Origin of the sequence: Calothrix sp. UHCC 0171 (assembly GCF_034931845.1) — a bacterium.
Lineage (GTDB): Bacteria > Cyanobacteriota > Cyanobacteriia > Cyanobacteriales > Nostocaceae > Brunnivagina.
Genome location: NZ_JAYGHN010000035.1, coordinates 1 through 23057 on the forward strand (window position 1 = coordinate 1; position 23057 = coordinate 23057).

General features: G+C 41.6%; 29 protein-coding genes and 1 pseudogene. 23 read left to right on the plus strand and 7 right to left on the minus strand.

The window, feature by feature from the left end; all coding sequences use genetic code 11:
- The 7 genes and pseudogenes from VB733_RS21465 to VB733_RS21495 all read right to left on the minus strand — a co-directional run.
- A pseudogene (locus VB733_RS21465) lies at positions 1-186 on the minus strand (hypothetical protein); the annotation flags it as partial.
- A 293-nt stretch (positions 187-479) separates the two neighbouring features.
- Positions 480-785: a hypothetical protein gene (locus VB733_RS21470; RefSeq protein WP_323342093.1), complete on the minus strand. Its 306-nt coding sequence runs from the start codon at positions 783-785 to the stop codon at positions 480-482.
- A complete protein-coding gene (locus tag VB733_RS21475; protein ID WP_323342094.1) occupies positions 769-1098 on the minus strand; it encodes a hypothetical protein in 330 nt (109 codons plus the stop codon). The genes VB733_RS21470 and VB733_RS21475 overlap by 17 nt, the downstream gene beginning before the upstream one ends.
- A gap of 82 nt (positions 1099-1180) precedes the next feature.
- Positions 1181-1570 carry a hypothetical protein gene (locus VB733_RS21480; protein ID WP_323342095.1) on the minus strand — a complete coding sequence of 130 codons (390 nt, stop codon included), beginning with the start codon at positions 1568-1570 and terminating at the stop codon, positions 1181-1183.
- 48 nt (positions 1571-1618) lie between these two features.
- Positions 1619-1864, minus strand: a complete 246-nt coding sequence (locus tag VB733_RS21485; protein WP_323342096.1) for a Pb-reticulocyte-binding protein — start codon at positions 1862-1864, stop codon at positions 1619-1621.
- 15 nt (positions 1865-1879) lie between these two features.
- The gene (locus tag VB733_RS21490) at positions 1880-2242 is read right to left on the minus strand and encodes a DUF6876 family protein (RefSeq protein ID WP_323342097.1); all 363 of its coding nucleotides are present in this window, start codon (positions 2240-2242) and stop codon (positions 1880-1882) included.
- Between the two features lie 152 nt (positions 2243-2394).
- The gene (locus VB733_RS21495; protein WP_323342098.1) at positions 2395-2583 is read right to left on the minus strand and encodes a ribbon-helix-helix domain-containing protein; all 189 of its coding nucleotides are present in this window, start codon (positions 2581-2583) and stop codon (positions 2395-2397) included.
- Positions 2584-2763: 180 nt separating this feature from the next.
- Here VB733_RS21495 and VB733_RS21500 point away from each other — a divergent pair, with 180 nt between their 5' ends.
- From VB733_RS21500 to VB733_RS21610, 23 genes are all read left to right on the plus strand, one after another.
- Positions 2764-3786 carry a hypothetical protein gene (locus tag VB733_RS21500; protein ID WP_323342099.1) on the plus strand — a complete coding sequence of 341 codons (1023 nt, stop codon included), beginning with the start codon at positions 2764-2766 and terminating at the stop codon, positions 3784-3786.
- 119 nt (positions 3787-3905) lie between these two features.
- Positions 3906-3950, plus strand: coding sequence for a hypothetical protein (locus VB733_RS27520; RefSeq protein ID WP_416336342.1), 45 nt, complete (start codon positions 3906-3908; stop codon positions 3948-3950).
- Between the two features lie 617 nt (positions 3951-4567).
- On the plus strand, positions 4568-4717 hold the full coding sequence (locus VB733_RS21510) for a hypothetical protein (RefSeq protein ID WP_416336340.1): 150 nt from the start codon (positions 4568-4570) through the stop codon (positions 4715-4717).
- A 198-nt stretch (positions 4718-4915) separates the two neighbouring features.
- The gene (locus VB733_RS21515; RefSeq protein WP_323342101.1) at positions 4916-5239 is read left to right on the plus strand and encodes a DUF5335 family protein; all 324 of its coding nucleotides are present in this window, start codon (positions 4916-4918) and stop codon (positions 5237-5239) included.
- Positions 5240-5531: 292 nt separating this feature from the next.
- Complete coding sequence (locus VB733_RS21520) at positions 5532-5777, plus strand: alcohol dehydrogenase catalytic domain-containing protein (protein ID WP_323342102.1); 246 nt, start codon at positions 5532-5534, stop codon at positions 5775-5777.
- 31 nt (positions 5778-5808) lie between these two features.
- Complete coding sequence (locus tag VB733_RS21525) at positions 5809-5973, plus strand: oleate hydratase (protein ID WP_323342103.1); 165 nt, start codon at positions 5809-5811, stop codon at positions 5971-5973.
- A gap of 34 nt (positions 5974-6007) precedes the next feature.
- Complete coding sequence (locus VB733_RS21530; RefSeq protein WP_323342104.1) at positions 6008-7009, plus strand: NADP-dependent oxidoreductase; 1002 nt, start codon at positions 6008-6010, stop codon at positions 7007-7009.
- Between the two features lie 93 nt (positions 7010-7102).
- Complete coding sequence (locus tag VB733_RS21535; protein WP_323342105.1) at positions 7103-7897, plus strand: SDR family oxidoreductase; 795 nt, start codon at positions 7103-7105, stop codon at positions 7895-7897.
- A gap of 38 nt (positions 7898-7935) precedes the next feature.
- Positions 7936-9048, plus strand: coding sequence for a ferrochelatase (locus VB733_RS21540; protein WP_323342106.1), 1113 nt, complete (start codon positions 7936-7938; stop codon positions 9046-9048).
- Positions 9049-9226: 178 nt separating this feature from the next.
- On the plus strand, positions 9227-9958 hold the full coding sequence (locus VB733_RS21545) for a zinc/iron permease (RefSeq protein ID WP_323342107.1): 732 nt from the start codon (positions 9227-9229) through the stop codon (positions 9956-9958).
- A 35-nt stretch (positions 9959-9993) separates the two neighbouring features.
- Positions 9994-11115, plus strand: coding sequence for an Acg family FMN-binding oxidoreductase (locus VB733_RS21550; protein ID WP_323342108.1), 1122 nt, complete (start codon positions 9994-9996; stop codon positions 11113-11115).
- Positions 11116-11393: 278 nt separating this feature from the next.
- Positions 11394-13163, plus strand: a complete 1770-nt coding sequence (locus VB733_RS21555; protein WP_323342109.1) for an ABC transporter ATP-binding protein/permease — start codon at positions 11394-11396, stop codon at positions 13161-13163.
- Between the two features lie 57 nt (positions 13164-13220).
- Positions 13221-14147 (plus strand): class I fructose-bisphosphate aldolase, encoded by a 927-nt coding sequence (locus VB733_RS21560; protein ID WP_323342110.1) that lies wholly within the window; start codon positions 13221-13223, stop codon positions 14145-14147.
- 21 nt (positions 14148-14168) lie between these two features.
- A complete protein-coding gene (locus tag VB733_RS21565) occupies positions 14169-15113 on the plus strand; it encodes a DnaJ C-terminal domain-containing protein (RefSeq protein WP_323342111.1) in 945 nt (314 codons plus the stop codon).
- Positions 15110-15421, plus strand: coding sequence for a chaperone modulator CbpM (locus tag VB733_RS21570; protein ID WP_323342112.1), 312 nt, complete (start codon positions 15110-15112; stop codon positions 15419-15421). Before VB733_RS21565 ends, VB733_RS21570 begins: the two co-directional genes overlap by 4 nt.
- Entirely contained in the window at positions 15418-16227 is an 810-nt protein-coding gene (locus tag VB733_RS21575; protein ID WP_323342113.1) for a potassium channel family protein, read from the plus strand. The genes VB733_RS21570 and VB733_RS21575 overlap by 4 nt, the downstream gene beginning before the upstream one ends.
- Positions 16228-16741: 514 nt before the next feature.
- Positions 16742-17152: a hypothetical protein gene (locus VB733_RS21580; RefSeq protein WP_323342114.1), complete on the plus strand. Its 411-nt coding sequence runs from the start codon at positions 16742-16744 to the stop codon at positions 17150-17152.
- Between the two features lie 205 nt (positions 17153-17357).
- Positions 17358-17513, plus strand: coding sequence for a transposase (locus VB733_RS21585; RefSeq protein WP_323342115.1), 156 nt, complete (start codon positions 17358-17360; stop codon positions 17511-17513).
- Positions 17514-17738: 225 nt separating this feature from the next.
- Entirely contained in the window at positions 17739-17963 is a 225-nt protein-coding gene (locus VB733_RS21590; RefSeq protein ID WP_323342116.1) for a hypothetical protein, read from the plus strand.
- Positions 17964-17973: 10 nt separating this feature from the next.
- On the plus strand, positions 17974-18807 hold the full coding sequence (locus tag VB733_RS21595) for an alpha/beta hydrolase (RefSeq protein ID WP_323342117.1): 834 nt from the start codon (positions 17974-17976) through the stop codon (positions 18805-18807).
- Positions 18808-19595: 788 nt separating this feature from the next.
- A complete protein-coding gene (locus VB733_RS21600) occupies positions 19596-19880 on the plus strand; it encodes a hypothetical protein (protein ID WP_323342118.1) in 285 nt (94 codons plus the stop codon).
- A gap of 53 nt (positions 19881-19933) precedes the next feature.
- Complete coding sequence (locus VB733_RS21605; protein ID WP_323342119.1) at positions 19934-20089, plus strand: hypothetical protein; 156 nt, start codon at positions 19934-19936, stop codon at positions 20087-20089.
- 478 nt (positions 20090-20567) lie between these two features.
- Entirely contained in the window at positions 20568-22994 is a 2427-nt protein-coding gene (locus tag VB733_RS21610; RefSeq protein ID WP_323342120.1) for a phosphoketolase family protein, read from the plus strand.
- Positions 22995-23057: the final 63 nt, after the last annotated feature.

Sequence of the window (23057 nt, forward strand, 5' to 3'; positions counted from 1 at the left end):
CGGTTGGATGCCTGCAAAGTTACCAGCAATTGTAGTCAATTCTGATACTCTTGGGCGCTGTAACCGTGCGATCGTATAACCAGATTCCTCGGAATGGAAAGTCAAACGTTCTACCACCCCCGTGATTGATTCCTGCTTGGGAGTGGCATTACTTGCTTGCTGGTTGACTTGGTAAGCGCTGGACATTGCTTTTTGGAGGATGGCGAAAATATTATACTTGCAGACTCGCTGTTGTGGAAGTAATTTGTGAAGATTTATTAGTAATATTGTACTATATAGCGTATTCAGCCCTGCTCATTCCAAAAAAAAATACTCCTCAAAAGGAGCATCTGATTCTGCTTAAAATTGGGGAATGGGTATGGTGCTGTAGTGGTTATCGCAAAGAAAGTTGTGATTTCTTGACTTCATCGAAAAACTCATCCTAAATATTCAGATTCAATCAACTGGTTTAGCATTATTTATTGACCATGATGGCTAACCTAATTACAAGCAGTGGATTGCATATAATTAGCAAGTATTTCCAACCAAGTTTCAACTGTTAATTCGTGATGATTGTAAAGTGGGTCTTGTTGAATTATATTTCCATCTTGATCTACTACTGCACAATTGAGAGGCTTGCAATTACCGTTGGAATCAAGCTGAATAATTGCCCAATAAGTCGGCATTAATTTAGGTTGCAGTAATAAATAAGTTTTTTCGTTAGTAACGTGTTCCCAATATCTTTGGGTTTCGTTTTCTCCATACTCAAAGGTAACACCTTTTATTGTTTTAAATTGAACAATCATTTTGATGTCTCTTCCTAATATTTAATTGTTGATATTGACTGTTTTGTGAGCAAGATTTCTCTGTCATTAATATTAATCGAAAATATACTTTTTCCAACTCACCATAAGTTTTGAAATATAATCGAAAAGAGCCATCTTCATATCGCTTGATATCTGTCTCATCAAACATTATGTCCCGTTGCTGTAACCATTGATTAACATTTTTATGAAACTCGGCTAAAAACAAAGCAGGAAAATATATTCTCCCGGTTTTCTGTCCTGTTTCTCTATGTGTTAAGACTTGAAACTGTGGTTCACTCAAAACAAAAGCCATAATTTTCACTCTCTTTTAATAAAATTCCTCCAGCAACGATTCGTCACTGGAGAATTTGAATCTAGGAATTATTATTCTGGAATTAGTAGTGAGTACTTTCTGCGATTGTCTCCGCTTGATTTTCTAGACTATTGCGCTCCATATATTCGCGTCTGCGTTGCCAGGAAATCTCATGTTCGGCAAGTAAATCTTCCAAGGTTTTACCAAACTTACGATTAGCATATTCGAGCAATTGTTCGAGAGAAAATCGCTTTTCTTCCACCTTCCCGAAATCATTGTTAAACCGTTCCTTAAATTCATCCCAACTAAAGGTTTCTTTCAAGCTACGTTTGGCAACTAACCCACACAAAGAGCGGATGGAATAGTAAACCTTGGAATATACTCGTTCGGAATAATCGCTAATAGCATAATCGCCCAAAATCGAGTTATCTATGGTTTGGATATTTGTTGTTGTTTGTTTACGTGTCGCCATAATTTGACTCACCTTTAATTCTTCACATTTCTTCAGGCGTTAGCCTTTTCAAAACCAGGCATTATCATCACAATCGCCCAATAAATCGGCTTGTTCTCGATAATCTTGATAATCAATTTCGAGTTGCCGTAAATCTGTATCCAACATCAGATTTCGCAAATCCTGGATTATTTCTCGGACATGATTTTCTTCACTAACACCCGAATAGTATGTTTTGATAAATTCGTCAGCTTTACCCATAAATTGTTCAAGATTAGTGACGAATATTTGCTCTTTGCTAATAGCTTGTATCATGATTACCCCAAACTATTAATATTCGCTAGGGAGGATGAGAGTTCCCTCGACCAAATACAGCTTGATGTGACTTAGTGGGAAATCTGTATATTCGATTTCTTGGCGTAATACTTCTTTGTTAGTGTCCCACTCACAAATCAAGATGCCAGATTTATTTTCAACTCGTAATTGCCAAATTTGGAATTCTCGCAGGTTGGGATTGGAGAGAAATTGTTTTGTTTGATGAGAGAATATTGCGTCAAGCAGCCAGTAGCAGTTTGTTTCGTCTGCTAAGTATTTGATGCCTTCGGTATATTTCAAGCCAAGCCAGTGTTTGTAGAGAACCGTCGAACCAGTAAATTGGTCGAGTGCGGCTTTTATTTGGTGTGGTTTTTTCATGTTTGGACAATTCCAATTTTACAGATTTCACACCCCTACAGGCGTTAGCCGTAAAACTACAAGACATAACAAAAAGCGATCGCTCAACACATCAACAAGTCGCGATCGCTCAAACACAGTTATGAGGTATGGCTGAATGAACAAAATAAACTTTACTTACTTCCCAAATTCTCTTTTGTCCACTCAGCACCCTCTTTTTTTGCTTCTGCTACAGCACGTTCTAAAAGATAAGCAGCAAGATTTGATAATGGTCGTCCATCATAGGTCGCCCACTTTTCCAAATCATCTGCAAGCCTGTCAGGAAGTGTAACTTGGATACGTTTGCTCATATCCGTCATCATACTTCCTCCTATCAAATAAATACAATTTAACACTTAAATAGCAACTTTATGAGTATTAATTACATCAATATGTGTTAAAATGAATCAATATTTGGAAATGAAAAAGCCAAAACCCCCCGCACTGACTCGCAATCTAGCTCGGAGGGTTTGGTTGCCCAATATTCAAGGGACATCTCTATTATGAATACAACTGCGCCTTTTGCAATAGCGTATAACTTCGATTACGATCGCTTTACCAAACCCGACTTGCAAACCAAGGCTAAATTCACCCTCGGCAGTTTCTTTGGTTTCGTTCGTCAAACCTTTGACGGATTGCTGGAAATAGGGCGATCGCTCCAAGATTTTTACTTAGACTGCCTTGCATTTTGCCCCAATGGGAAGAAAGTATTTTCTGAATGGCTTGCCTCGCCTGATTTTGGTGCATCACGCTATATCGCCTCCTCTGCGATGGAGATTTATGCTTGGTTTGAGAAATTACCAGTGCGATCGCAAAAACTAATCCGCCAAAATGTCCAAAACTGGAGCGTTTCCGCACTGCGACAGCTAACCAAAGTCAGCCATGATTTGGTCAAGGAATTGGTGCGATCAGGTAAAAAGACTGCTGCACAAGTTAAGCAGGAGAGCGGGAGTGAGGGAGCGAGGGAGAAAGGAAATAAACAAGCACCAAGCACAGAAGTAAGTCAAACTCCAGCTTTGCCAACTGCGGAATTAGCCCCAGGAATGCGGATTGTCGTCAAAGAAGATAAGGCAGGATGGAACGGTCACAGTGGAATAATCATGTCCAAACGAGAGGGGGAATTTTGGGTATTGCTTGACCACACAGTCTCCCAGGGAATGGAAGTCAAACACTTGCTCAAACCCCACCAAATCGAGCCAGAAGCTCAACAGCCAGTAAAAAAGGCAAATTCCCAGGAATTGTTTACCGCAGTTGATGTGGAACAGAAAATTGCAGATGCGATATCTTCGATAAGCTTCGCTAACGCTCAGTATAACCGCGAAAAAGCCGAATCTGAGCAAGGGCGGTTTATCGAAATTCGCGATGCTGCATTGCAAGCGGCAAAACGGGAAATCCAAGCAGCACAAGAATATTCACGAGCGATATCTGCGATGAGCTTCGCTAACGCACAAAAAACCAAGATTTGCTCGCACAACTTACAGCGAAAGAGGATGAACTACAATCAGCAAAATAATGTTACATTCTGAAAATCTAAAACCATTGCAAATACTACACTCTGCCCATAATTGTCATGTGTAATTAATTTTCAACAACCACTTACTCGACGATCATTTCTGACAAACAACCCCATCTCCAATACCTTTCGATGGATGAAGCGATCGCTCACTGTGCCAAAGGCGTAAGTATTTAGGAGTGGGCAAGTACCAATGTGGGTGTCGAACCGGAGATGGAGAGGCTTTACCCGGATTTCTCACCACATCTCTCAAAGCCTTATAAAACCTAGATTTATGCGTTTCGCACTGAGACAAAATTATGACCCATCAAAAAGGCTCGAAACACCCTCTGGCTAAGGATTACGAGATAGGCGATCGCAATACTTGTGAGAAATGCGGGTTTAATAGGATGTAACTATACTTTTAATACATTAATTAGCAAAATATTACCTTTGCACAGTAACAAATCAGAGATGTATCTACCTCTCAATATATTCACCTTTATAACCTCAGATAGATGGAAAAAACTCGGCATAAACAGAGCATAAAGCTACGAAAGAGTGATTTAAATTTTCATTTCAGTCAAATAAACTAAGTTAATTGTCAGGACTAATTTAATTTTATGGCTGTTAATTTAATAACACGTTGTGTAAATTTCACAAAACAAATATTCTAGAGGTAGCCTTATAAATACTACAATTGATAACTTCGCAAAACAACTTCATGACAATTTAGAAGCGATGTGTTTTCCGAACTCAAATATTAGCCAAGTATAAAGGTCACAGACATCGGTGTTTGGGTGAAAGATGAAACAGTGGCAATAAACGGCTACGCAACTACTTATAACGAGAAACCGGAAGCCGTGCGTGAGTTTGAGAAAGCTGAACGACCAGCCTGGGCTGCTCCAGGGGTTTTCTCAGTGGATAATAATCTCACGTTAGGGTGCTTTGGTTTTGATGCATAGCGCTAGATTCCTGCTAGTAGTCCACTAACTTAAAAATGTGGGGTTTTTAATAGTGCTAAAGCCAAACTACAGCTTCCTTGGGAGACTACTACTAGGTACAGCTTTTCTTACCTTTTAGCCCTAAGTAAAGTATCCAAGTAAATCACTAATTTTTCAGAAGGAATCAGAATGGTAAATAAAATTGATATAAACAAATCTGTGCCGCGAGATCGATGGGGCGAGTTTTTCGATCAATTTTCAGATGGGAATCGTGGGCGGCATATTTCTGTCGAAATTATCAGTTCAGAACTCGGTGACGAAGAATTGATTAAAAATGTACCTTTGATGGCGATGGTTTACGACCCACCGGAAAAAGGAGATGACTTATTAATTGAAGTCGGTCGGGATGAAGTAACTTACGCTCACACTATTAATTCACCAACTGAAGTTTTGACTGCACAGAACTCAAATGGCGTGATGATGGCAGTTTCAGTTATTGATGAGGCTGGAACAAAAACATTAATTAAGCTACAAGCTACTTGAATAGCAGTTAACCCGGATTTCTCACCACATCTCTCAAAGCCTTATAAAACCTAGGTTTATGCATTTCGCACTGTGCAAAAATTTTTACCCATCAAAAACATCTCAAATATATTCTGGGTAAAGATTACGGTAAATGCGATCGCCAAGCTTGTGAGAAATGCGGGTTAAGTAAAGTGGATGAAATTCAAGTGCAAAACTGATTTTCAAAACTTGTATTTAAAAACATTTGAGAGAAAAGAATTGCAAGTTACAAAATCCATGCTTCTAACTATTTATAACAGGAAAATCGATTGTGAAAGCAACTGTCTATTACGCTCCTGGTGATGTAAGGGTCGAAACCGTTCCCGACTCTACGATTCAAGAGCCAACTGATGCGGTTGTGCGGATTGCCCATGCCTGTATCTGTGGCTCCGATTTGTGGTTTTACCGAGGGTCAGATGATTGGAAACCAGGATGGCGCACGGGTCACGAATGGATGGGTATTGTCGAAACGGTGGGTTCGGATGTGCGGAATTTGAAAAAGGGCGATCCCTCGTAGCTCCAAAAACCTCGCCTTCATCAGCCAGTTTGTGGAAATTCCTGATGATGTCGTCTTCACGGTCGAGTATTCGGTGCGAGCGGCTCAGATGGCAGTCTACGAATTTCTAAGTATAGATCGCCCAATCCCACCTATTTCGCACCACGACAAGTCACTGCATGTGCAGTTTGAGGCTTTAGTCAAAGCATTTAAGTAAGTTTACTGAAAATGTGGATAATCAGGAGCAAATTATGACAGATGTAATCAGTCGCGAGGTTTTGCTGGTTTCTTACCCTAACGGACTGCCCAACGCAGATAACTTTGCGATCGCGCAAACTAAACTGGAGCCACTTCAAGATGGGCAGGTACTTGTTCACAATCTCTACATGTCAGTTGACCCATATATGCGTGGTCGGATGAGCGACAGGAAATCATACGTTCCACCTTTTGAGTTAGGCAAACCACTTAATGGCGGTGCAGTTGGCGAAGTATTAGAGTCACGCGCTAAGGAGTTCAATCAAGGCGATATTGTGACTTCTAACTTCGGCTGGCGAGAATACTTCATCGCAGCACCAAAAGAGTTGCATCTAGTCAGCCAGGAGGTGCAACCATTCTCAGTTTATCTCGGTGCCCTTGGGATGACGGGCATGACTGCTTGGGTGGGATTAAATTTGGTAAACGTCAAAGCTGACGACGTGGTTTGTATTTCGGGAGCCGCAGGTGCGGTGGGAAGTGTGGCTGGGCAACTAGCCAAATTGCGTGGATGCCGTACGATCGGTTCGGCAGGTTCCATGGAAAAGGTCAAGTTTCTGCGGGAAGAATGTGGATTTGATATTGCTTTTGATTATAAAGCCGCTCCTATCCTCGAACAATTGAACCGAGAGGTTCCAGATGGCATTGATGTCTATTTTGATAATGTGGGAGGTGAAATGCTCGAAGCGGCGCTCTCAGTATTAAAAGTGCATGGGCGGATTATCGCTTGTGGCGGCATTTCTGGTTACAATCAGGAGAAGCAGCCTGGTCCTTCTAATCTATTTAATATGATTACTAAACGGTTGACGATGAAGGGACTAATTGTTAGTGATTGGCTAGCTCATCAGCAAGAATTTGAACAGGAAGTAGGTAAATATTTCCGAGACGGAAAACTGAAGAACAAGGAAACAGTGGTAGTCGGTATCGACCAAGCAGTGAGCGCGTTCATCGGACTATTTGAAGGAAAAAACGTTGGCAAGATGGTGGTGAAATTGGATTAGCTTGACTCCCAAGCTAGTTGTGCTGGCATTTACAGGTACTTTACTCACGGCGATCGCTGAATTAACAAATATTAGAATTAAAGCAAAATACTTATGGATCTCAAACTATCAGATAAGGTTGCATTGGTGAGTGGTTCAACCGCCGGAATTGGACTGGCGATCGCTACTATATTTGCTCAAGAAGGAGCGAAGGTGATTGTCAATGGCAGAACTAAAGAGCGTGTAAATCATGCCCTTGAGAGTATTGGGCAAAATGTCCCAAATGCTGCAACTCAAGGAATTGTCGCTGATTTAGGAACACAAGCAGGAGTTGAAGCAACGATTCAACAAGCGCCATTCGTCGATATTCTGGTGAATAACTTGGGAATCTATGCCTCCAAAGCATTTGAAGACATTTCTGATGAGGAGTGGATGAATATTCTAGAAGTCAATGTGATGAGTGGTGTACGACTATCACGCCATTACTTACCCCTCATGCTAAAGGAAAATAGGGGACGGATTATTTTCGTTTCTAGTGAGTCTGGCTTGAATATTCCCGTTGAGATGATTCACTATGGGGTGACAAAGACTGCACAAGTGGCGTTGAGTCGTGGTTTAGCTGAAACAACCGCAGGCAGCCATGTCACAGTAAATACCGTATTGCCGGGTCCAACCCGTTCTGAAGGAGTGGAAACTTTCATCCAGGGGTTTGCCAACGAGCAAAATATTTCACCCAAACAAGTAGAGAAAGATTTTTTTACCAAGACTCGTCCATCTTCACTGATTCAGCGATTTGCTTCAACCTCTGAAGTCGCGGCGTTAGTTGCATTTGTGGCTAGTCCCTTGGCATCTGCGATTAATGGTGCTGCTTTGCGAGTAGAGGGTGGAGTGGTGCGATCAATTATTTAATGAATTCACCGCGATCGCCTATTCAACCCAGGAATCAAATGATTAGTCCTCAATCTCAAACGACGCAACCAGTCGTGCCACATAGTAATAATTCTCGCGTTGCAGTTTTACTTACAGGCTATGGTGAAGTGCAATCTTACCGCGCTTTGAGTGTTTACAACCAAGTTGCAACCAAGTACATTGCATCTCAGTTTGTGCCGATTCCAGAATGGCTATATCCTCTTGCTAGTTGGTTTCTCGCACTTCAAGATTTATACAATTTTGGAGTCAAGCATCATCATTTCATGTCGCCCGAAAATGAGATTTTTGAAAAACAACGTCTCGGTATTGAAAAAGAGTTACAACACCAATGGGGAAATCAGGTGCAAGTGTTCAAAGGATTTTATTTCTGTCAACCCTTTGTGCAAGAAGTTGTAGCCGATATCATTGAGCAAGGCTTTGAGAATTTGCTAATTTATCCAATGCTTGTAGTCGATTCTGCATTCACGGGTAAAATAGCTGTCGAGCAAGTCAATGAAGTTATTGCCGCAACTGCATCTGTAAATGAGCCTCAATATTATCCATTCAAAGCAATTCGATATATTTCAGCTTTTGCAACCGAGCCAGCCTATATTGATTTGCTGGTGCGTCAGACTAAGGAAACTCTGAATCAGTTATTCGCTGGTCGCTTCATTGAGTCTCAGATTGGCATTATATTAACAGTTCACGGGGGTCCAGAAAAAGCGCAAGGACTGTTAACCGGGGTAATTGATGGACAAGCCCTTTACGATCGCGTCCAAGCACAGTTGCAGCATCAATATCCCCTAGTTTCCATCGGTTGGGTAAATCATGACACACCTTTCATCAAATGGTCACAACCTAATCTGAAACAAGCTGCAAAAAGCTTAATTACAGCAGGGGCGCAAGTTATTGTATTTAAACCGCTTGGCTGGGTGACAGATAATTATGAAACCATTCTCGATGTGGAGGATGCGATCGCATCTTTACAGCGTCAGTATGCCACGGTGACTTACACAAAACTTGGCTGTGTTAATGACGATCCTGATTTTCTGAAAATAGCAGCAGAATGGGCAAATCCCGATATTGAAACCATGCTGTCAGTGCCGCAAGAGCAGGAGCATATTAAAACTAGAAGACTTGATTTTGACTGAACTTTAATTATGTTAAGTAGCTAGGTGGGAATAAACGCAACTATATAACTTAATGTAAATTAGCTTCAAAGTCTTACCCCAACTGCCCTTCGACAAGCTCAGGGTAACACCCACTGCCTTGTCATAACGACAATTTTCAACACCCAGCTACTTACTTACGACTAGCGGAGCCTGACCTATGCAGGAATTTCTATTTGCTCTAACACTATCAGTTCTACCCGTTGTCAGTAACTTCATTGGTGCAATGATTGCTGAAACCTTGCCGACATCAAAGCAAACATTAGGGCTTGCGCTGCACGCTACGGCTGGGGTGTTGTTAGCGATCGCATCTAGCGAACTCATACCTAGAGTCATGATTGCTAAACCTGTTTGGGCAACGATCCTAGCATTATTTTTAGGTGGAGCGTTTTTTATATGGGTTAATGAGCTTCTAAAGTTAAGTAAGAATCGACTGCGCGGTATAGATATTAATACCGTGAGTTTAGCGATTTTTCTGAGCATTGCGATCGACTTATTTGGCGATGGCTTAATGATTGGCACTAGTTTGACGATCTCGCCTCATCTAGGGGTAGTGTTGGCATCAGCGAGGGTTGTGGCTCACATTCCCGAAGGATTTGTGACCAATGTGGCGTTTAAAAGTCAAAAAATGCCGCGCACAAAGCGACTTTTGTTACTTGCTGCCTTTATTATCCCGGTTTGGTTGGGCACAACCCTGGGTTATTGGGGATTACGCGGACAGGCTGATCTAGCCAAGCTTATTGTGCTGGCTTTTACAACAGGCGCGTTGATGGTAGCGATCGCTGAAGAAATTATTCCCGAAGCCCATCAAACTCAAGATACAAACTGGTCTATGTTGACGTTTATTGGAAGTTTTGCAGTTTCAATGCTGTTCTCAGCTTATCTTGAATAGCTAATAAATCGAGTATTTTTATTTCCATACTGATTATGAACAGAAAGAAATTCATCACCATTGCTGCTGGGACAACAATTGCAGTAGGTACAACAACTTATTTGTTCAGCGATAAAAGTAATCTTGTCAGGGCGGATATAAAACCAGCAGATGATAACAACAAAATTCTTAAGCCTGACGAAAAAGAGATTTTATTTCTCGCCTCGCTTGCGCCGAGTGGTCACAATACACAGCCGTGGTTTGTCCAATATCTCGAACCTTATCATTGGATTATCGGCAACGATAAAAGTAAATGGTTATCTGCTGTTGACCCAACTCAGAGAGAAACAATTTTATCAATTGGCACGTTCATTCAAAATCTGGAATATGCCGCTGGTTCCTTTGGCTACGGCTGCAATTATAATTTACTAGCTAAAACGAATCAAGATGAACAAGTAATGGAAGTAAAGCTGATTAAAGAAGAGTTAAAAAATACTTTTGATATTGCAAAAATTAAAAGCCGTCGAACGGTTCGCTCCAATTTTTTAAGTGATGTATTAGAAAAAGAAGATCTAAAATATCTCATAAATTTAGAACCAAAATTTATTCATTATCTACCTGCCACCAGCAAAGAAAGTCAATTTATAAACGAACAAACTATCGTTGCTAACCGCCTTCAAGCCTACCGTAACCCAGCGCAGCAAGAATTAGCCGACTGGATCAGATTCTCTAGTAAAGATGCTGATAGACATCGTGATGGGCTGACAACGGCAGGTATGGAAATAGAAGGAATTTCTGGCTGGATAGTGCGGAATTTTTACGACAAAGATAATGTGATGAAAAATGATTTTAGAGAGGCAGGTATTGATAAGATTAAAAAGGAAGTATCAGAATCAGCAGGTTGGATTTTAATCACCAGCAGGGATAATTCAGTAGCTACATTGCTCGAAACTGGTCGAATAATGCAGCGACTTTTCCTAAAAGTACGAGAAAAAAATATCGCTATTCATCCGATGACGCAGATATTGGAAGAAGTATCAACGCGGCAAACGCTGAATCAATCCATTGGGATCGACGAAAATATTCAATTTATCTTACGTACAGGTTATTTGAAGAATTATCCGCCGTCGGTTTCACTTAGACGACCCGTTGATGGATTTATACGCAATAGAAAGTGAAACTAAATTAACTCTGATTAAAGTCATTCACACATTGATATGGATATTTTTCAATTTTGTTATTTTCTATATGCTCTACGCCGCGATTGACCGTACAAATTATCGGTAGAGGGCGATGGCTCCGCCCGCCGTAGGCATCGCTAAAAAAACTATTCCTGAAGTATATCAAACTCAACATACAAACTGGTCTATGCTGGCGTTTATTGGGAGTTTTGCAGTTTCAATGCTGTTCTGATGTTATCTCAAACAGCTGATTAACTTTGTATGGTTCACAATCAATGCAACGATTCAACTTAATTATACTTAAAAAGTTTTGGGCGATCGCTAAATCTTACTGGTCGAGCGATGAAAAATGGTATGCACGCGGACTACTGCTGTTAGTCATTCTGTTATCTTTGGGCTACACCGGGCTGAGTGTGTTGCTCAACAACAAGCGAGGTGTGCTAATCTCGGCACTATCTGCCCAAGATGAAGCGAGATTTTGGCAAACGATTCTGGTGTTTACAGGGACATTAGTTATTTATGCCCCACTCTATGCAGGCTACGTTTATTTACGCGATCGCTTGGGCTTACAATGGCGGCAATGGCTGACAAACTATTTTAGCGATCGCTATTTCCAAAATCGAGCATTTTATAATCTAAATTATGACCATGCCGAAATTGATAATCCCGATCAACGGATTACTGAAGATGTCAAAAGCTTTACCTATGAGTCCCTAGCATTGCTGTTGGCAGTAGTTGATTCATTATTAGCGATTGCTGCTTTTAGCAGCGTGCTGTGGGGTATTTCTCAACCGTTAATCTGGTTTTTGGTATTTTATGCCCTGATTGGTACTTTGACAACAGTTGGGGTATTTGGCAAGCCCTTAATGCGACTTAATTTTGAACGGCTGAAAAAAGAGGCTGATTTCCGGTTTAGCTTGGTGCGAGTGCGAGAGAACGCGGAAGCGATCGCATTCTACCAGGGAGAGCAGTACGAATCTGATCGAATTCAAGGCAAATTTTTAGAAGTTTTTGACAACTTCAAACGCTTAATTTTTTGGGAACTAAATCTCAATATACTGACCAATGCCTATGAATTTATTCCCTTTATTCTCCCTGCCATTGTCGTGGCACCTGGCATTTTTGCTGGTGAGTTAGAAGTTGGTAAAGTCACCGAGGCACAAGGAGCTTTCATCCGGGTCTTTTTCTCCCTCAACCTAATTGTGTCACGCTTTCAGTCCCTAGCTAATTTTGGCGCAGGTGTTGAACGTTTATACAGTTTTTTAGAGTTTTTGGAGACTACCGACTCAACTGTGAACCAGCCTGATGGTACTGAACAGCCAACCATCAAAACTGAAATTGCCACTGATGCACCCTCTCCTGTAGAAAATTGTTTAGCATTAGAAAATATCACACTCCAAACCCCTAACTATCAAAGAATTTTAATTGAGAACCTATCTGTAAAACTATTAACGGGTGAGGGTTTGTTAGTGAGGGGACCTAGCGGCTGTGGCAAAAGTTCCTTGCTGAGGGCGATTATCGGACTATGGGATGCAGGTACAGGTACAATTTTACGCCCACCACTGGCAGAAATACTATTTTTATCGCAGCGACCTTACATGATTTTAGGGACTTTACGGGATCAACTGCTGTACCCCAACATCGATAGGTTAGTTGAAGATGCTGATTTAAGGGAAATTTTGATTCAGGTAAATTTACCCAATCTAGAGCAAACTCATGGTGGATTCAATACCGAACAAAACTGGACACAGGTATTGTCTTTAGGAGAACAGCAACGGCTAATTTTTGCGCGTTTACTACTCAATAAACCTAAATACGCCATTTTGGATGAAGCCACTAGCGCCCTCGATCCTCAGAATGAAAAATATTTATATCAACAACTAAAAGACTCTGGTATGACATTTTTGAGCGTTGGACATCGAGAAAGTCTCAGTAATTATCACCAGTCTATTTTAGACTTTACCACTGATAGAACATGGTCTTTAACAACCTCAAAATCTTTGCCTACTCTAACTTCTAATAATCTTGCGAAGGGGGATGTATAGCGAGATCAATAGATCCAATCAGGGCAAGATTAGTTATTTAATTCTTAGAGCTAAACCATGACAGAAAGAACCAAAGAAATTTTGAGTTGGTACGGTAGTGACAATCCTGGCACCCTCACCAACCTCGCGCGATTACTAAATCATGGTAGGCTTGGTGGCACGGGCAAGCTGGTGATTCTTCCTGTAGATCAAGGCTTTGAACATGGTCCTGCGCGAAGTTTTGCCGCCAATCCTCCAGCTTACGATCCGCGCTATCATTTTGAATTGGCGATTGAAGCTGGCTGTAATGCCTATGCTGCTCCATTGGGTTTCCTCGAAGCCGGAGCAAGAGAGTTTGCGGGTGAAATTCCCTTGATTCTCAAAGTAAATGACCATGATGCTTTGCTCGACGAAGCCGATCCCACTCAGGCATTGACTAGTAGCGTTGAGGATGCCTTGCGATTAGGTTGTGTTGCCATCGGTTTTACTATTTATCCTGGTTCTGCCAAACGCTTCGAGATGTACGAGCAAATCCGCGCTTATGCGGCAGAAGCCAAGCGGTGTGGGCTAGTGGTCGTAGTTTGGTCTTATGCGCGAGGTTCCGGTGTCACTGCGGCAGGAGAAACGGCGATTGATGTAATTGCTTATGCAGCGCAAATTGCCGCCCAGTTAGGGGCACACATTATTAAGGTCAAACTACCAACCGAACACATCGAACAGCAGGCTGCAAAAGAAGTTTACCAAAAAATGCAGATTCCCATTGCTACCCCGATTGATCGAGTTCGTCATGTTGTCCAATGTACATTCGATGGTCGAAGAATTGTGATTTTTTCCGGTGGAGCTACCCATACAGATGAGGCTCTACTCCAAGAAGTTCGGGCGATTCAAGGGGGTGGTGGCTTCGGCTCGATTATTGGACGTAATTCATTTCAGCGCAGCAAACCAGATGCTCTCAAGCTGCTGGATTCGATTATGAAAATCTATAGCGTACCCACAACAGAATAATTTACCTTTGAGAGGTCAATCATGCCTACTGCAACGGATTTTAAGGACTATTATACCATCCTGGGAGTCAGTAAAACCGCAACCCCTGAAGAAATTAAACGAGATTACCGTAAGCTTGCCCGCAAGTATCATCCCGACCTCAATCCTGGAGACAAAGACGCAGAGGCAAAGTTCAAAGACCTCAATGAGGCAAATGAGGTACTTTCTGATCCAGAAAAGCGGCAAAAGTATGACCAGTTTGGTCAGCACTGGAATAATCCTGGTTACACTGAAGCAGCATCATCTAGGGGAACTAATACTGCGACGAGCGACTTCGATCAATATGGAGACTTTGATTCCTTTATCAACGATCTGCTAGGTCGATCTAGACGTACAACTTCCACTGGTGGCTTTGATAATTTTAATGATGGATTTCGTTCCCAAGCTCCTGCACCGAATACAGAAGCCGCGATCGCACTCACGTTTCCCGAAGCATTTCATGGTGTCCAGAAGCGTCTGCAACTCGACGATGAAACTATCAATGTTCGTATTCCCCCAGGTGCAAAATCAGGAAGTCGAATTCGCATCAAAGGTAAAGGTCGTCCTAGTCCATTCTCTCAACAGCGTGGCGATTTATATCTAACTATCGAGGTGTTACCACATTCCTTCTTTCGATTTGAAGGCGATAACCTGGTTTGTGACATTCCAATTCGACCTGATGAAGCAGTTTTAGGGGCAGAAATCAAAGTGCCAACCCCCGATGGTAGCGTAACGATGAAAATTCCCAAAGGGGTGCGATCGGGGCAATCGCTGAGACTGCGCGGTAAAGGTTGGACATTGCCAAAAGGGGGACGAGGTGACTTATTTGCCAAACTTCAGATTGTCACACCCCAAGACCTGAGTCCAATTGAGGAAGAATACTACGAAAAAATCCAGGCAAATACAAGCTTTAACCCCCGTATCCAGTTAGAGGAGATTAAGTTATGAGTTTCAGTCTTTCAAAAACCGTGGTTTCCCTCGAAGGTGAGCAACTCTACAGCTTTGAATATGCCGCATTGATTACTGAGACTTCCATTACAGTTTTACAGGTTTATGTTGAGTTAGGCATAATCGAACCAATTGGCAGTATGTTGCATTCCCATGCGATCGCGCGAATTGCTCAGATTCAACGGTTACGTCGAGACTTGGGACTAAACTTAGTTGGAGCGGCAATGGTGCTAGATATGGCAACTAAAATTGCCCAATTACAGGCACAGTTAAAAGTATATCAGTCTCATCAAGAGAAGCCTCTATGAGGTCAAAGCCAGCCTTAGAGTCTTATACTGAGAGGCTATGTAGCGAGGTGCTGCAACAGTGGGACAATTGGCTAGAAACGCCCATGCTGGTGCTTGGCTTTGCTTGGTTAGGGCTATTTATCGTTGAGCTAGTTTGGGGACTGAATCCTCTGCTAGAAGCGATCGGCACCGTAATTTGGCTCGCCTTCATCGTGGATTTTGGGATCAAATTTCTCCTGGCTCCTCACAGAAGTTCCTACCTCCGACATAACTGGTTGACCGCTTTTTCGCTGTTTATTCCAGCGCTGCGAATCTTTCGGATTGTGCCATTAATACAGTCTTTGCAATCAGTTCATGGGGTTCGAGGGTTAAAGTTGTTGCGAGTGATGACACGAACCAACAAAGGAATGCGAGTTTTAGCAGCCAGTGTTGGTAGACGAGGATTTGGCTATTTGGTGGGATTAACCGTGATTGTCACCCTAATTGGTGCAGCTGGAATTTATGCGTTTGAGCGCGAACTTCCTAATGGCACTATTATCGACTATGGTACTGCGCTGTGGTGGACGGCAATGGTAATGACCACCATTGGTTCTGATTACTTTCCGAAAACAGCAGAAGGTAGAGTACTATGCTTTTTCCTGGCACTGTATGCGTTTGCTATAAGTGGTTATGTGACTGCAACCCTGGCAACATTATTTGTGGGTCAAGATGCTGAGAATAATCAAGCAGAACTAGCAAGTGCAAAATCACTTCAAGCAATGCAAGCTGAGATTACTGCACTGCGAACTGAGATTCAAGCCTTAGTACGAAGGGATTTAGACCAATAATTTCCGAAGTATTGCAAATTAAATAAAACCTTGCTCTCATAGAAAATCTTCCTCAAGAACAATACCTTCGCCAATTTTAAAGAGTAAGCTAATAATATAGGACTTACGCATTGACAGAAAAATCAAAATAGGGGCATAGATTTACAGGCTTTGAGCTTGACTTTTCTGTTCCGCACTATGCGATCGCAACCAAGAAAGGGTAATTTAGAAAAGACTGAAATAACGTATTTACGTTGATACATAAAAAAGTCATTTTGTACAGTGCGTAAGTCCTATATTAGACTACGCTGCAAGTGGCAGAGCGATCACCATATTAATCAAGCCTTACTTAACAATTGAAGTTAAAGGGTTTAAATGTATTTAATTAGACCTATTAATAAGTAGTAAGACTAAATTATTTGCACATCTCATTTGCCTCTGTACCCTATCCAATCAAGGATACAGATTAAAAAAATGCAAGATTAATTTTCATAGATACTTAGTTAGATGTAACTAGTAAATCAAGGAGATATCGATGAGAACAAATGTAGGGCTGTGGATTGACCATAGGAAAGCTATTGTTGTGGCTGTTACGGAGAAAGGGGAAGAAATAAGAGAGATAATATCAGAAGTAGAAAAACAGCCTCGGCGTTCTGGTGATTCACCTCTTAAGGGTGCTTACGAATCACATCAAGTACCCGCAGATGATAGCCTCCAGAGAACTTTTACAGGAGAACTCAATGTTTACTATGATGCGGTAATTGCATATATTCGTGATGCAGAGTCTATTTTGATATTTGGACCGGGTGAGGCAAAAGAGGAGCTGAAAGAACGTCTAGAAAAAAATAACCTTGGTAGTCGCGTTGTAGGCATTGAGACAGTTGACAAGATGACAGATAATCAAATCGCTGCCAAGACTCGACAGCACTTTGCCAAGTCGCAGTAGGCAATAATATCTATCCCAGAAATAAACTATAGAACCCATTTGGTATCTTTACATTCTCCAGTATAATAATCCAAGAGACTGGGTATCAAATACAAACTTATCGAATCGCGCGATTGCCTTCGTGCGCTTCGGGCAATCGCCTTGTAAGTTTCATTGTGGAAGAGGGGCGGGAAGACATTCCACAACTTGATTTGATTAAGAGACAATGAGCTATTCAAGCAGCTTGACAGATAAAGAGTGGGAAATTATTGAACCCCTCCTACCGAAGAAAAAAAGAACCAAACCCCCAACATGGAGCAAGAGGGAAATTTTAGATGGGGTTCTCTATCAACTTAAAAATGGTTGTAATTGGTGTGATTGACCTTCATATTTACCTCCCTATTCCACTGTATTTTGGCATTACAAACAGTGGCGAGAAGAAGGAATAATCGACAATATCCAAGATGTTCTGCATCAGCAAGTGCGCGAACAGTTAAAAAAAAACTAGAGCGGCAAAGCTTGCTAGATAAGCATAGCCTCAAGGTGAGCTAAGTATTCCAAAGGATTACGGCGAAATCGAAGTTGTTCAATTCTGGTTTTATGATGTTTGTTTAAATCATTACGTAGCTTAATCCAATCATCAAAAGAAACTTGCGATAATTCAACACAGGTAAAAGTACGAAGTTTAGTCGCGATGGCAGAAGCGTTGATGGTGGCGAACGCTGAAGAAATTATGCCGGAAGCGCATCAAACTCAAGATACAAACTGGTCTATGTTGACTTTTATTCGGACTTTTGCAGTTTCAATGCTGTTCTCAGTTTATCTTGAATAGGTGATTAAGCTTGTATCGTTCACAAGCAATGCAACGATTTAACTATAGAATTATGAAAAAATATCAAAAAATCCTGAAATTCTCAGTTAAATCCGTTTTAGCTCTAATTCTAATATGGCTATTAGCTTCTTTATACCTTACTTTACAGGCTCCAAATCTGATTTTTAAAAATAAAATTAGCTGGGCATCTATACCATATTCACCTTATTTGAATTATAAACTTAACTGGGAAAAAACCACCAGTGGACAAAATTTTTCAATCTGGGAGATACCTAATGCACAAAGTGATGAATATTTAATTTATTATCATGGTAATGAGGGAAGGTTGTTGCATTTTCTACCAGAAATGTATAAAAAATATAGTATCATCTCACCAGCCTATCCTGGTTTTTCTGAATCAGAAGGTAAACCTAGCCCAGAAGCTACTTATGACGCAGCACTAAAGACCTATGATTGGCTTATTAAAAAGGGCATTCCAGAAAATAAAATTACCATTCTTGGTCATTCTATGGGAGGAGCTCCAGCTACTTATGTCGCCTCTCAAAAATCACAAGCTAAAAAGCTAATTTTGATAAACACCTTTTCTAGTCTTCAATCTATGTGTTATAGAGAGTATTATATTCTATGTATTTTTAGCGATCATATTTTTAACTCTGCTAATTATGCTAAAAATGTAACTATACCAGTAAGGCAATTTGCTTATAAAAATGATGATACAGTACCTTTTGACGAAGGAAAAAAATTATATGAAGTCTTTGAAAAAAGTAATGACAAGAAATTCTTTGAATTAGATAATTATAGCCACGCTTATCCTGATTTTAATAAAATTATGTCTAATATTTAATATTAGAATTGGGAGCGTGAGCGTATTTCTCAAATCGGGCATAAGTAGCTGGGTGGAATTAAAGCAAACCAGATGACGGGTTCCGGCTACGCTCAACCCTCGTTCTGTAGCTGTTTTGAGCATTGAGCGCAGTCGAAATGCGTCTTACAAATAATTCCGCCTTCCTACTTATTCCATCTTTGGGAGCTATTATTCGAGATAAATCTTCTTTTAATTCTTTTGGTTGCTCATGGATACCAGAATAATTCCTACCCCGAAATTTTGAGGGGATACCTTAAAAGGTTCTGGGCGATCGCGAAGTCCTACTGTTCGAGCGATGAAAAATAGTATGCACGCGGACTATTGCTGTTAGTCCTGCCTAAGGCTTTGTTTTTCCCGTTATCTTGACTATCACAGCGGTACCAAAGAAAGCGGGAAAGCTAGGGCAAACGCATCTAAAATTAACAAAACTAAATGGATAAAACCTTTGTTTGATGTATTTGACACAAAAATAAGCTTTTGCCTCAGGTTTGGGTTTGATGACGAGTGCGCCCAAAAAGCTGACCTTAGTCAAAGTGTTACCCCTGTTAAGGTGTACCAACCTAGTACTAGCCGAAAGCCTTATTCTTACGTTGTGTCCCTAATCCGTGAACCGAAAATTGAGCGCAAACATTATTTTTCTGCTTTCAGATTTTAATTAGTGCAAGGCTGAAGCCCTTATTAATACGTTGGAAAAAACCTCACCTTAACAGGGGTAGTCAAAGTGTTTAAATAAGTTTACCTAAAAGGTGGATAATAAGGAGCAAATTATGACAGATGTAATAAGTCGCGAGGTTTTGCTGGTTTCCTACCCTAGCGGACTCCCCAACGCAGATAACTTTACGATCGCGCAGACCAAACTGGCGCCACTTCAAGATGGGCAGGTACTTGTTCGCAATCTCTACATGTCAGTCGATCTATATATGCGCGGTCGTATGAGCAACAGGAAATCATATGTTACACCTTTCGAGTTAGGCAAACCACTTAATGGCGGTGCAGTCGGCGAAGTATTCGAGTCACGTGCTAACTGGACTTTACAAAAAAAAGGCAAGTAAAAAGTATTAAAATCTTTTTCCTGGCACTGTATGCGTTTGCCATAAGTGGTTATGTGACTGCAACCCTGGCAACATTATTTGTGGGTCAGGATACTGAGAATAATCAAGCAGAACTGGCAAGTGCAAAATCACTTCAAGCAATGCAAGCAGAAATTAGTGCACTACGAACTGAGATTCAAGCCTTAGCACGACGAGATTTAGACCAATAACTTCCAAAGTATTGCAAATTAAATAAAACCCTGATTTCACAAAAACTCTTCCTCAAGAACAATACCTTCGCCAATTTTAAAGGATAAGCTAATAATAAACTACATTGTAAGTGGCAGAGCGAACGCCATATTAATCAAGCCTTATTCAACAATTGAAGTTAAAGGTTTAAATTTATTTACTTAGACCTATTAATAAGTAGTAAGACTAAATTATTTGCACATTTCATTTGCCTCTGTACCCTATCCAATCAAGGATACATATTAAAAAAATGCAAGATTAATTTTCATAGATACTTAGTTAGATATAAGTACTGGTGCAAAATTAAATATATATTTGTCATTGCGACTGGAGCGAAGCAATCGCAAGGTCTTTGCTTAAATCCGATTCCATGGTAAATGCATAAATATTTTTGCTGAGGTACTTATCGCGTGTTTAGCAATTCTTTAACCAAAAATAGATGAGTAGGATTCAGAATCTATGACTATTTCTCCTTCTAAGCCAAAGTCTTCAGATGTAAAACAAAACAAACCTGCCCCACTTAGTACTGAAGAACTGTTTCAAATCAATGCTTACTGGCGTGCCTGTAACTATTTAGTTCTAGGCATGATATATTTGCAGGACAATCCACTGATCAAAGAACCCCTCAAGCCAGGACACATCAAAAATCGCCTGTTAGGACACTGGGGTTCAAGCCCCGGTTTGAGCTTTATTTACGTCCATCTCAACCGTTTAATCAAGAAATATGATTTGGATGTGATTTACATTGCAGGCCCAGGTCATGGCGCTCCGGGTATTCTTGGGCCTACATACTTAGAAGGAACCTATTCTGAGGTTTATCCTGATAAGAGCGAGGACGAGGAAGGTATGCTGAAGTTTTTCAAACAGTTTTCCTTTCCTGGTGGCATTGGTAGCCACTGCACACCGGAAACCCCTGGCTCGATTCACGAAGGCGGCGAGTTAGGCTACAGCCTCTCCCACGCTTACGGTGCGGCTTTCGATAACCCAGATTTGATTGTGACGGCAGTTGTTGGTGATGGTGAAGCAGAAACTGGGCCTCTAGCAACGGCTTGGCATTCCAATAAATTCATCAACCCCATTCGGGATGGTGCTGTTTTACCAATCTTGCATTTGAATGGCTACAAGATTGCTAACCCAACCATCCTAGCTCGCATCAGTCACGAGGAACTAGAGGACTTATTCAAGGGGTATGGCTATACACCTTACTTTGTGGAAGGGCATGATCCAGCACAAGTGCATCAATTGATGGCAGCAACCCTAGAAACAGTGGTTCTGGAAATCAAAAAAATTCAAGCAGAAGCCAGGACTTCAGGTATTGCAAAACGTCCTCGTTGGCCGATGATTGTCCTTCGCACCCCCAAAGGATGGACTGCGCCGGCAGAAATAGACGGTCATAAATTGGAGGGATTTTGGCGATCGCATCAAGTACCAATTACGGATGTAGCTACTAATCCTGCACACATGAAGATTCTAGAACACTGGATGAAAAGTTACAAGCCAGAGGAATTATTTGATGAGCATGGCAGTCTAATTCCCGAACTCAAAAAGCTGGCTCCTATTGGTTCTCGCCGCATCAGTGCCAATCCCGTTGCTAACGGTGGAATGCTGCGGAAAGAATTGCGTATGCCCGACTTCCGCAACAACGCAGTTGAGGTAGTCAAGCCGGGTGCTGTTGAGGTGGAAAACACGAAGCCTCTAGGGAACTTCTTGCGAGATATCATGCGTAATAACATGAATAATTTCCGCGTATTCGGGCCAGATGAAACCGCCTCCAATCGACTCAGTGCTATCTACGAAGTCAGTGAGAAAGTCTGGTTGGCAGATATCCTCCCTGAAGATGCCGATGGCAGTGAGCTATCTACCGACGGGCGAGTGATGGAAATGCTCAGTGAACATAACCTGTTCGGCTGGCTGGAAGGCTATCTTTTATCTGGGCGACATGGTTTCTTCCACAGCTACGAAGCTTTTGCTCACGTTGTTGATTCTATGTTTAACCAGCACGCCAAGTGGCTGGAAATCAGTAAAAATGAAGTTGCTTGGCGATCGCCGATTTCTTCTGAGAATATCTTACTATCCTCTACTGTTTGGCGACAAGACAACAACGGTTTTAGCCACCAAGATCCAGGCTTCATAGATTTGGTTACTAATAAGAGTGCTGAAGTTACCCGGATTTATCTGCCTCCCGATGCTAACTGTCTACTTTCTGTAGCCGATCATTGTCTGCGTAGTACCAACTACGTCAACGTCATCGTTGCAGACAAGCAAAAACACCTCCAGTTTCTCAGCATAGAAGAAGCGATCGCCCATTGCACCAAAGGTATCGGCATCTGGGAATGGGCAAGCAACGACCATCATGGCCAAGAACCCGATCTTCCCGATGTCGTCATCGCATCTTGCGGAGATGTTGTGACTATGGAAGCTTTAGCTGCAACTGCCATCTTAAGAGATGAGTTCCCCGATCTCAAGGTGCGGTTTATTAATGTTGTTGATCTGTACAAGTTGCAACCAGATACAGAACATCCACATGGACTATCAGACTGGGATTTCGATAGTCTTTTTACCACGGAAAAGCCTGTTATTTTCAACTTCCACGGCTATCCCTGGCTGATTCACAAACTTGCTTACCGTCGCACCAACCATGAAAATATTCATGTGCGTGGTTACAAGGAAAAGGGCAGCATTAACACACCACTTGAGTTAGCTATCAACAACCAAGTTGATCGGTTCAATCTGGTGATTGACGTGATTGATCGGGTTCCGAAGCTGGGTTCTGCTGCTGTCTATGTTAGAGAGTGCATGAAGAAAGAAATTATTAACAACCGGAATTATGCTCACAAGCACGGTATCGATCAGCCGGAAATCGTCAACTGGAAGTGGCCTTACTAATTTTGCAGGACTGCGACGAGAACCCCGACTTCTTCAATAAGTTGGGGTTCTGAACACCAAAGT

Bases quoted from the DNA above. Each gene is read 5' to 3' on its own strand.
- VB733_RS21470 (WP_323342093.1), bottom strand. From the start codon at position 785: ATGATTGTTCAATTTAAAACAATAAAAGGTGTTACCTTTGAGTATGGA.
- VB733_RS21475 (WP_323342094.1), bottom strand. From the start codon at position 1,098: ATGGCTTTTGTTTTGAGTGAACCACAGTTTCAAGTCTTAACACATAGA.
- VB733_RS21480 (WP_323342095.1), bottom strand. From the start codon at position 1,570: ATGGCGACACGTAAACAAACAACAACAAATATCCAAACCATAGATAAC.
- VB733_RS21485 (WP_323342096.1), bottom strand. From the start codon at position 1,864: ATGATACAAGCTATTAGCAAAGAGCAAATATTCGTCACTAATCTTGAA.
- VB733_RS21490 (WP_323342097.1), bottom strand. From the start codon at position 2,242: ATGAAAAAACCACACCAAATAAAAGCCGCACTCGACCAATTTACTGGT.
- VB733_RS21495 (WP_323342098.1), bottom strand. From the start codon at position 2,583: ATGATGACGGATATGAGCAAACGTATCCAAGTTACACTTCCTGACAGG.
- VB733_RS21500 (WP_323342099.1), top strand. From the start codon at position 2,764: ATGAATACAACTGCGCCTTTTGCAATAGCGTATAACTTCGATTACGAT.
- VB733_RS21530 (WP_323342104.1), top strand. From the start codon at position 6,008: ATGACAGATGTAATCAGTCGCGAGGTTTTGCTGGTTTCTTACCCTAAC.
- VB733_RS21535 (WP_323342105.1), top strand. From the start codon at position 7,103: ATGGATCTCAAACTATCAGATAAGGTTGCATTGGTGAGTGGTTCAACC.
- VB733_RS21540 (WP_323342106.1), top strand. From the start codon at position 7,936: ATGATTAGTCCTCAATCTCAAACGACGCAACCAGTCGTGCCACATAGT.
- VB733_RS21545 (WP_323342107.1), top strand. From the start codon at position 9,227: ATGCAGGAATTTCTATTTGCTCTAACACTATCAGTTCTACCCGTTGTC.
- VB733_RS21550 (WP_323342108.1), top strand. From the start codon at position 9,994: ATGAACAGAAAGAAATTCATCACCATTGCTGCTGGGACAACAATTGCA.
- VB733_RS21555 (WP_323342109.1), top strand. From the start codon at position 11,394: ATGCAACGATTCAACTTAATTATACTTAAAAAGTTTTGGGCGATCGCT.
- VB733_RS21560 (WP_323342110.1), top strand. From the start codon at position 13,221: ATGACAGAAAGAACCAAAGAAATTTTGAGTTGGTACGGTAGTGACAAT.
- VB733_RS21565 (WP_323342111.1), top strand. From the start codon at position 14,169: ATGCCTACTGCAACGGATTTTAAGGACTATTATACCATCCTGGGAGTC.
- VB733_RS21570 (WP_323342112.1), top strand. From the start codon at position 15,110: ATGAGTTTCAGTCTTTCAAAAACCGTGGTTTCCCTCGAAGGTGAGCAA.
- VB733_RS21575 (WP_323342113.1), top strand. From the start codon at position 15,418: ATGAGGTCAAAGCCAGCCTTAGAGTCTTATACTGAGAGGCTATGTAGC.
- VB733_RS21580 (WP_323342114.1), top strand. From the start codon at position 16,742: ATGAGAACAAATGTAGGGCTGTGGATTGACCATAGGAAAGCTATTGTT.
- VB733_RS21585 (WP_323342115.1), top strand. From the start codon at position 17,358: ATGAGCTATTCAAGCAGCTTGACAGATAAAGAGTGGGAAATTATTGAA.
- VB733_RS21600 (WP_323342118.1), top strand. From the start codon at position 19,596: ATGACAGATGTAATAAGTCGCGAGGTTTTGCTGGTTTCCTACCCTAGC.
- VB733_RS21610 (WP_323342120.1), top strand. From the start codon at position 20,568: ATGACTATTTCTCCTTCTAAGCCAAAGTCTTCAGATGTAAAACAAAAC.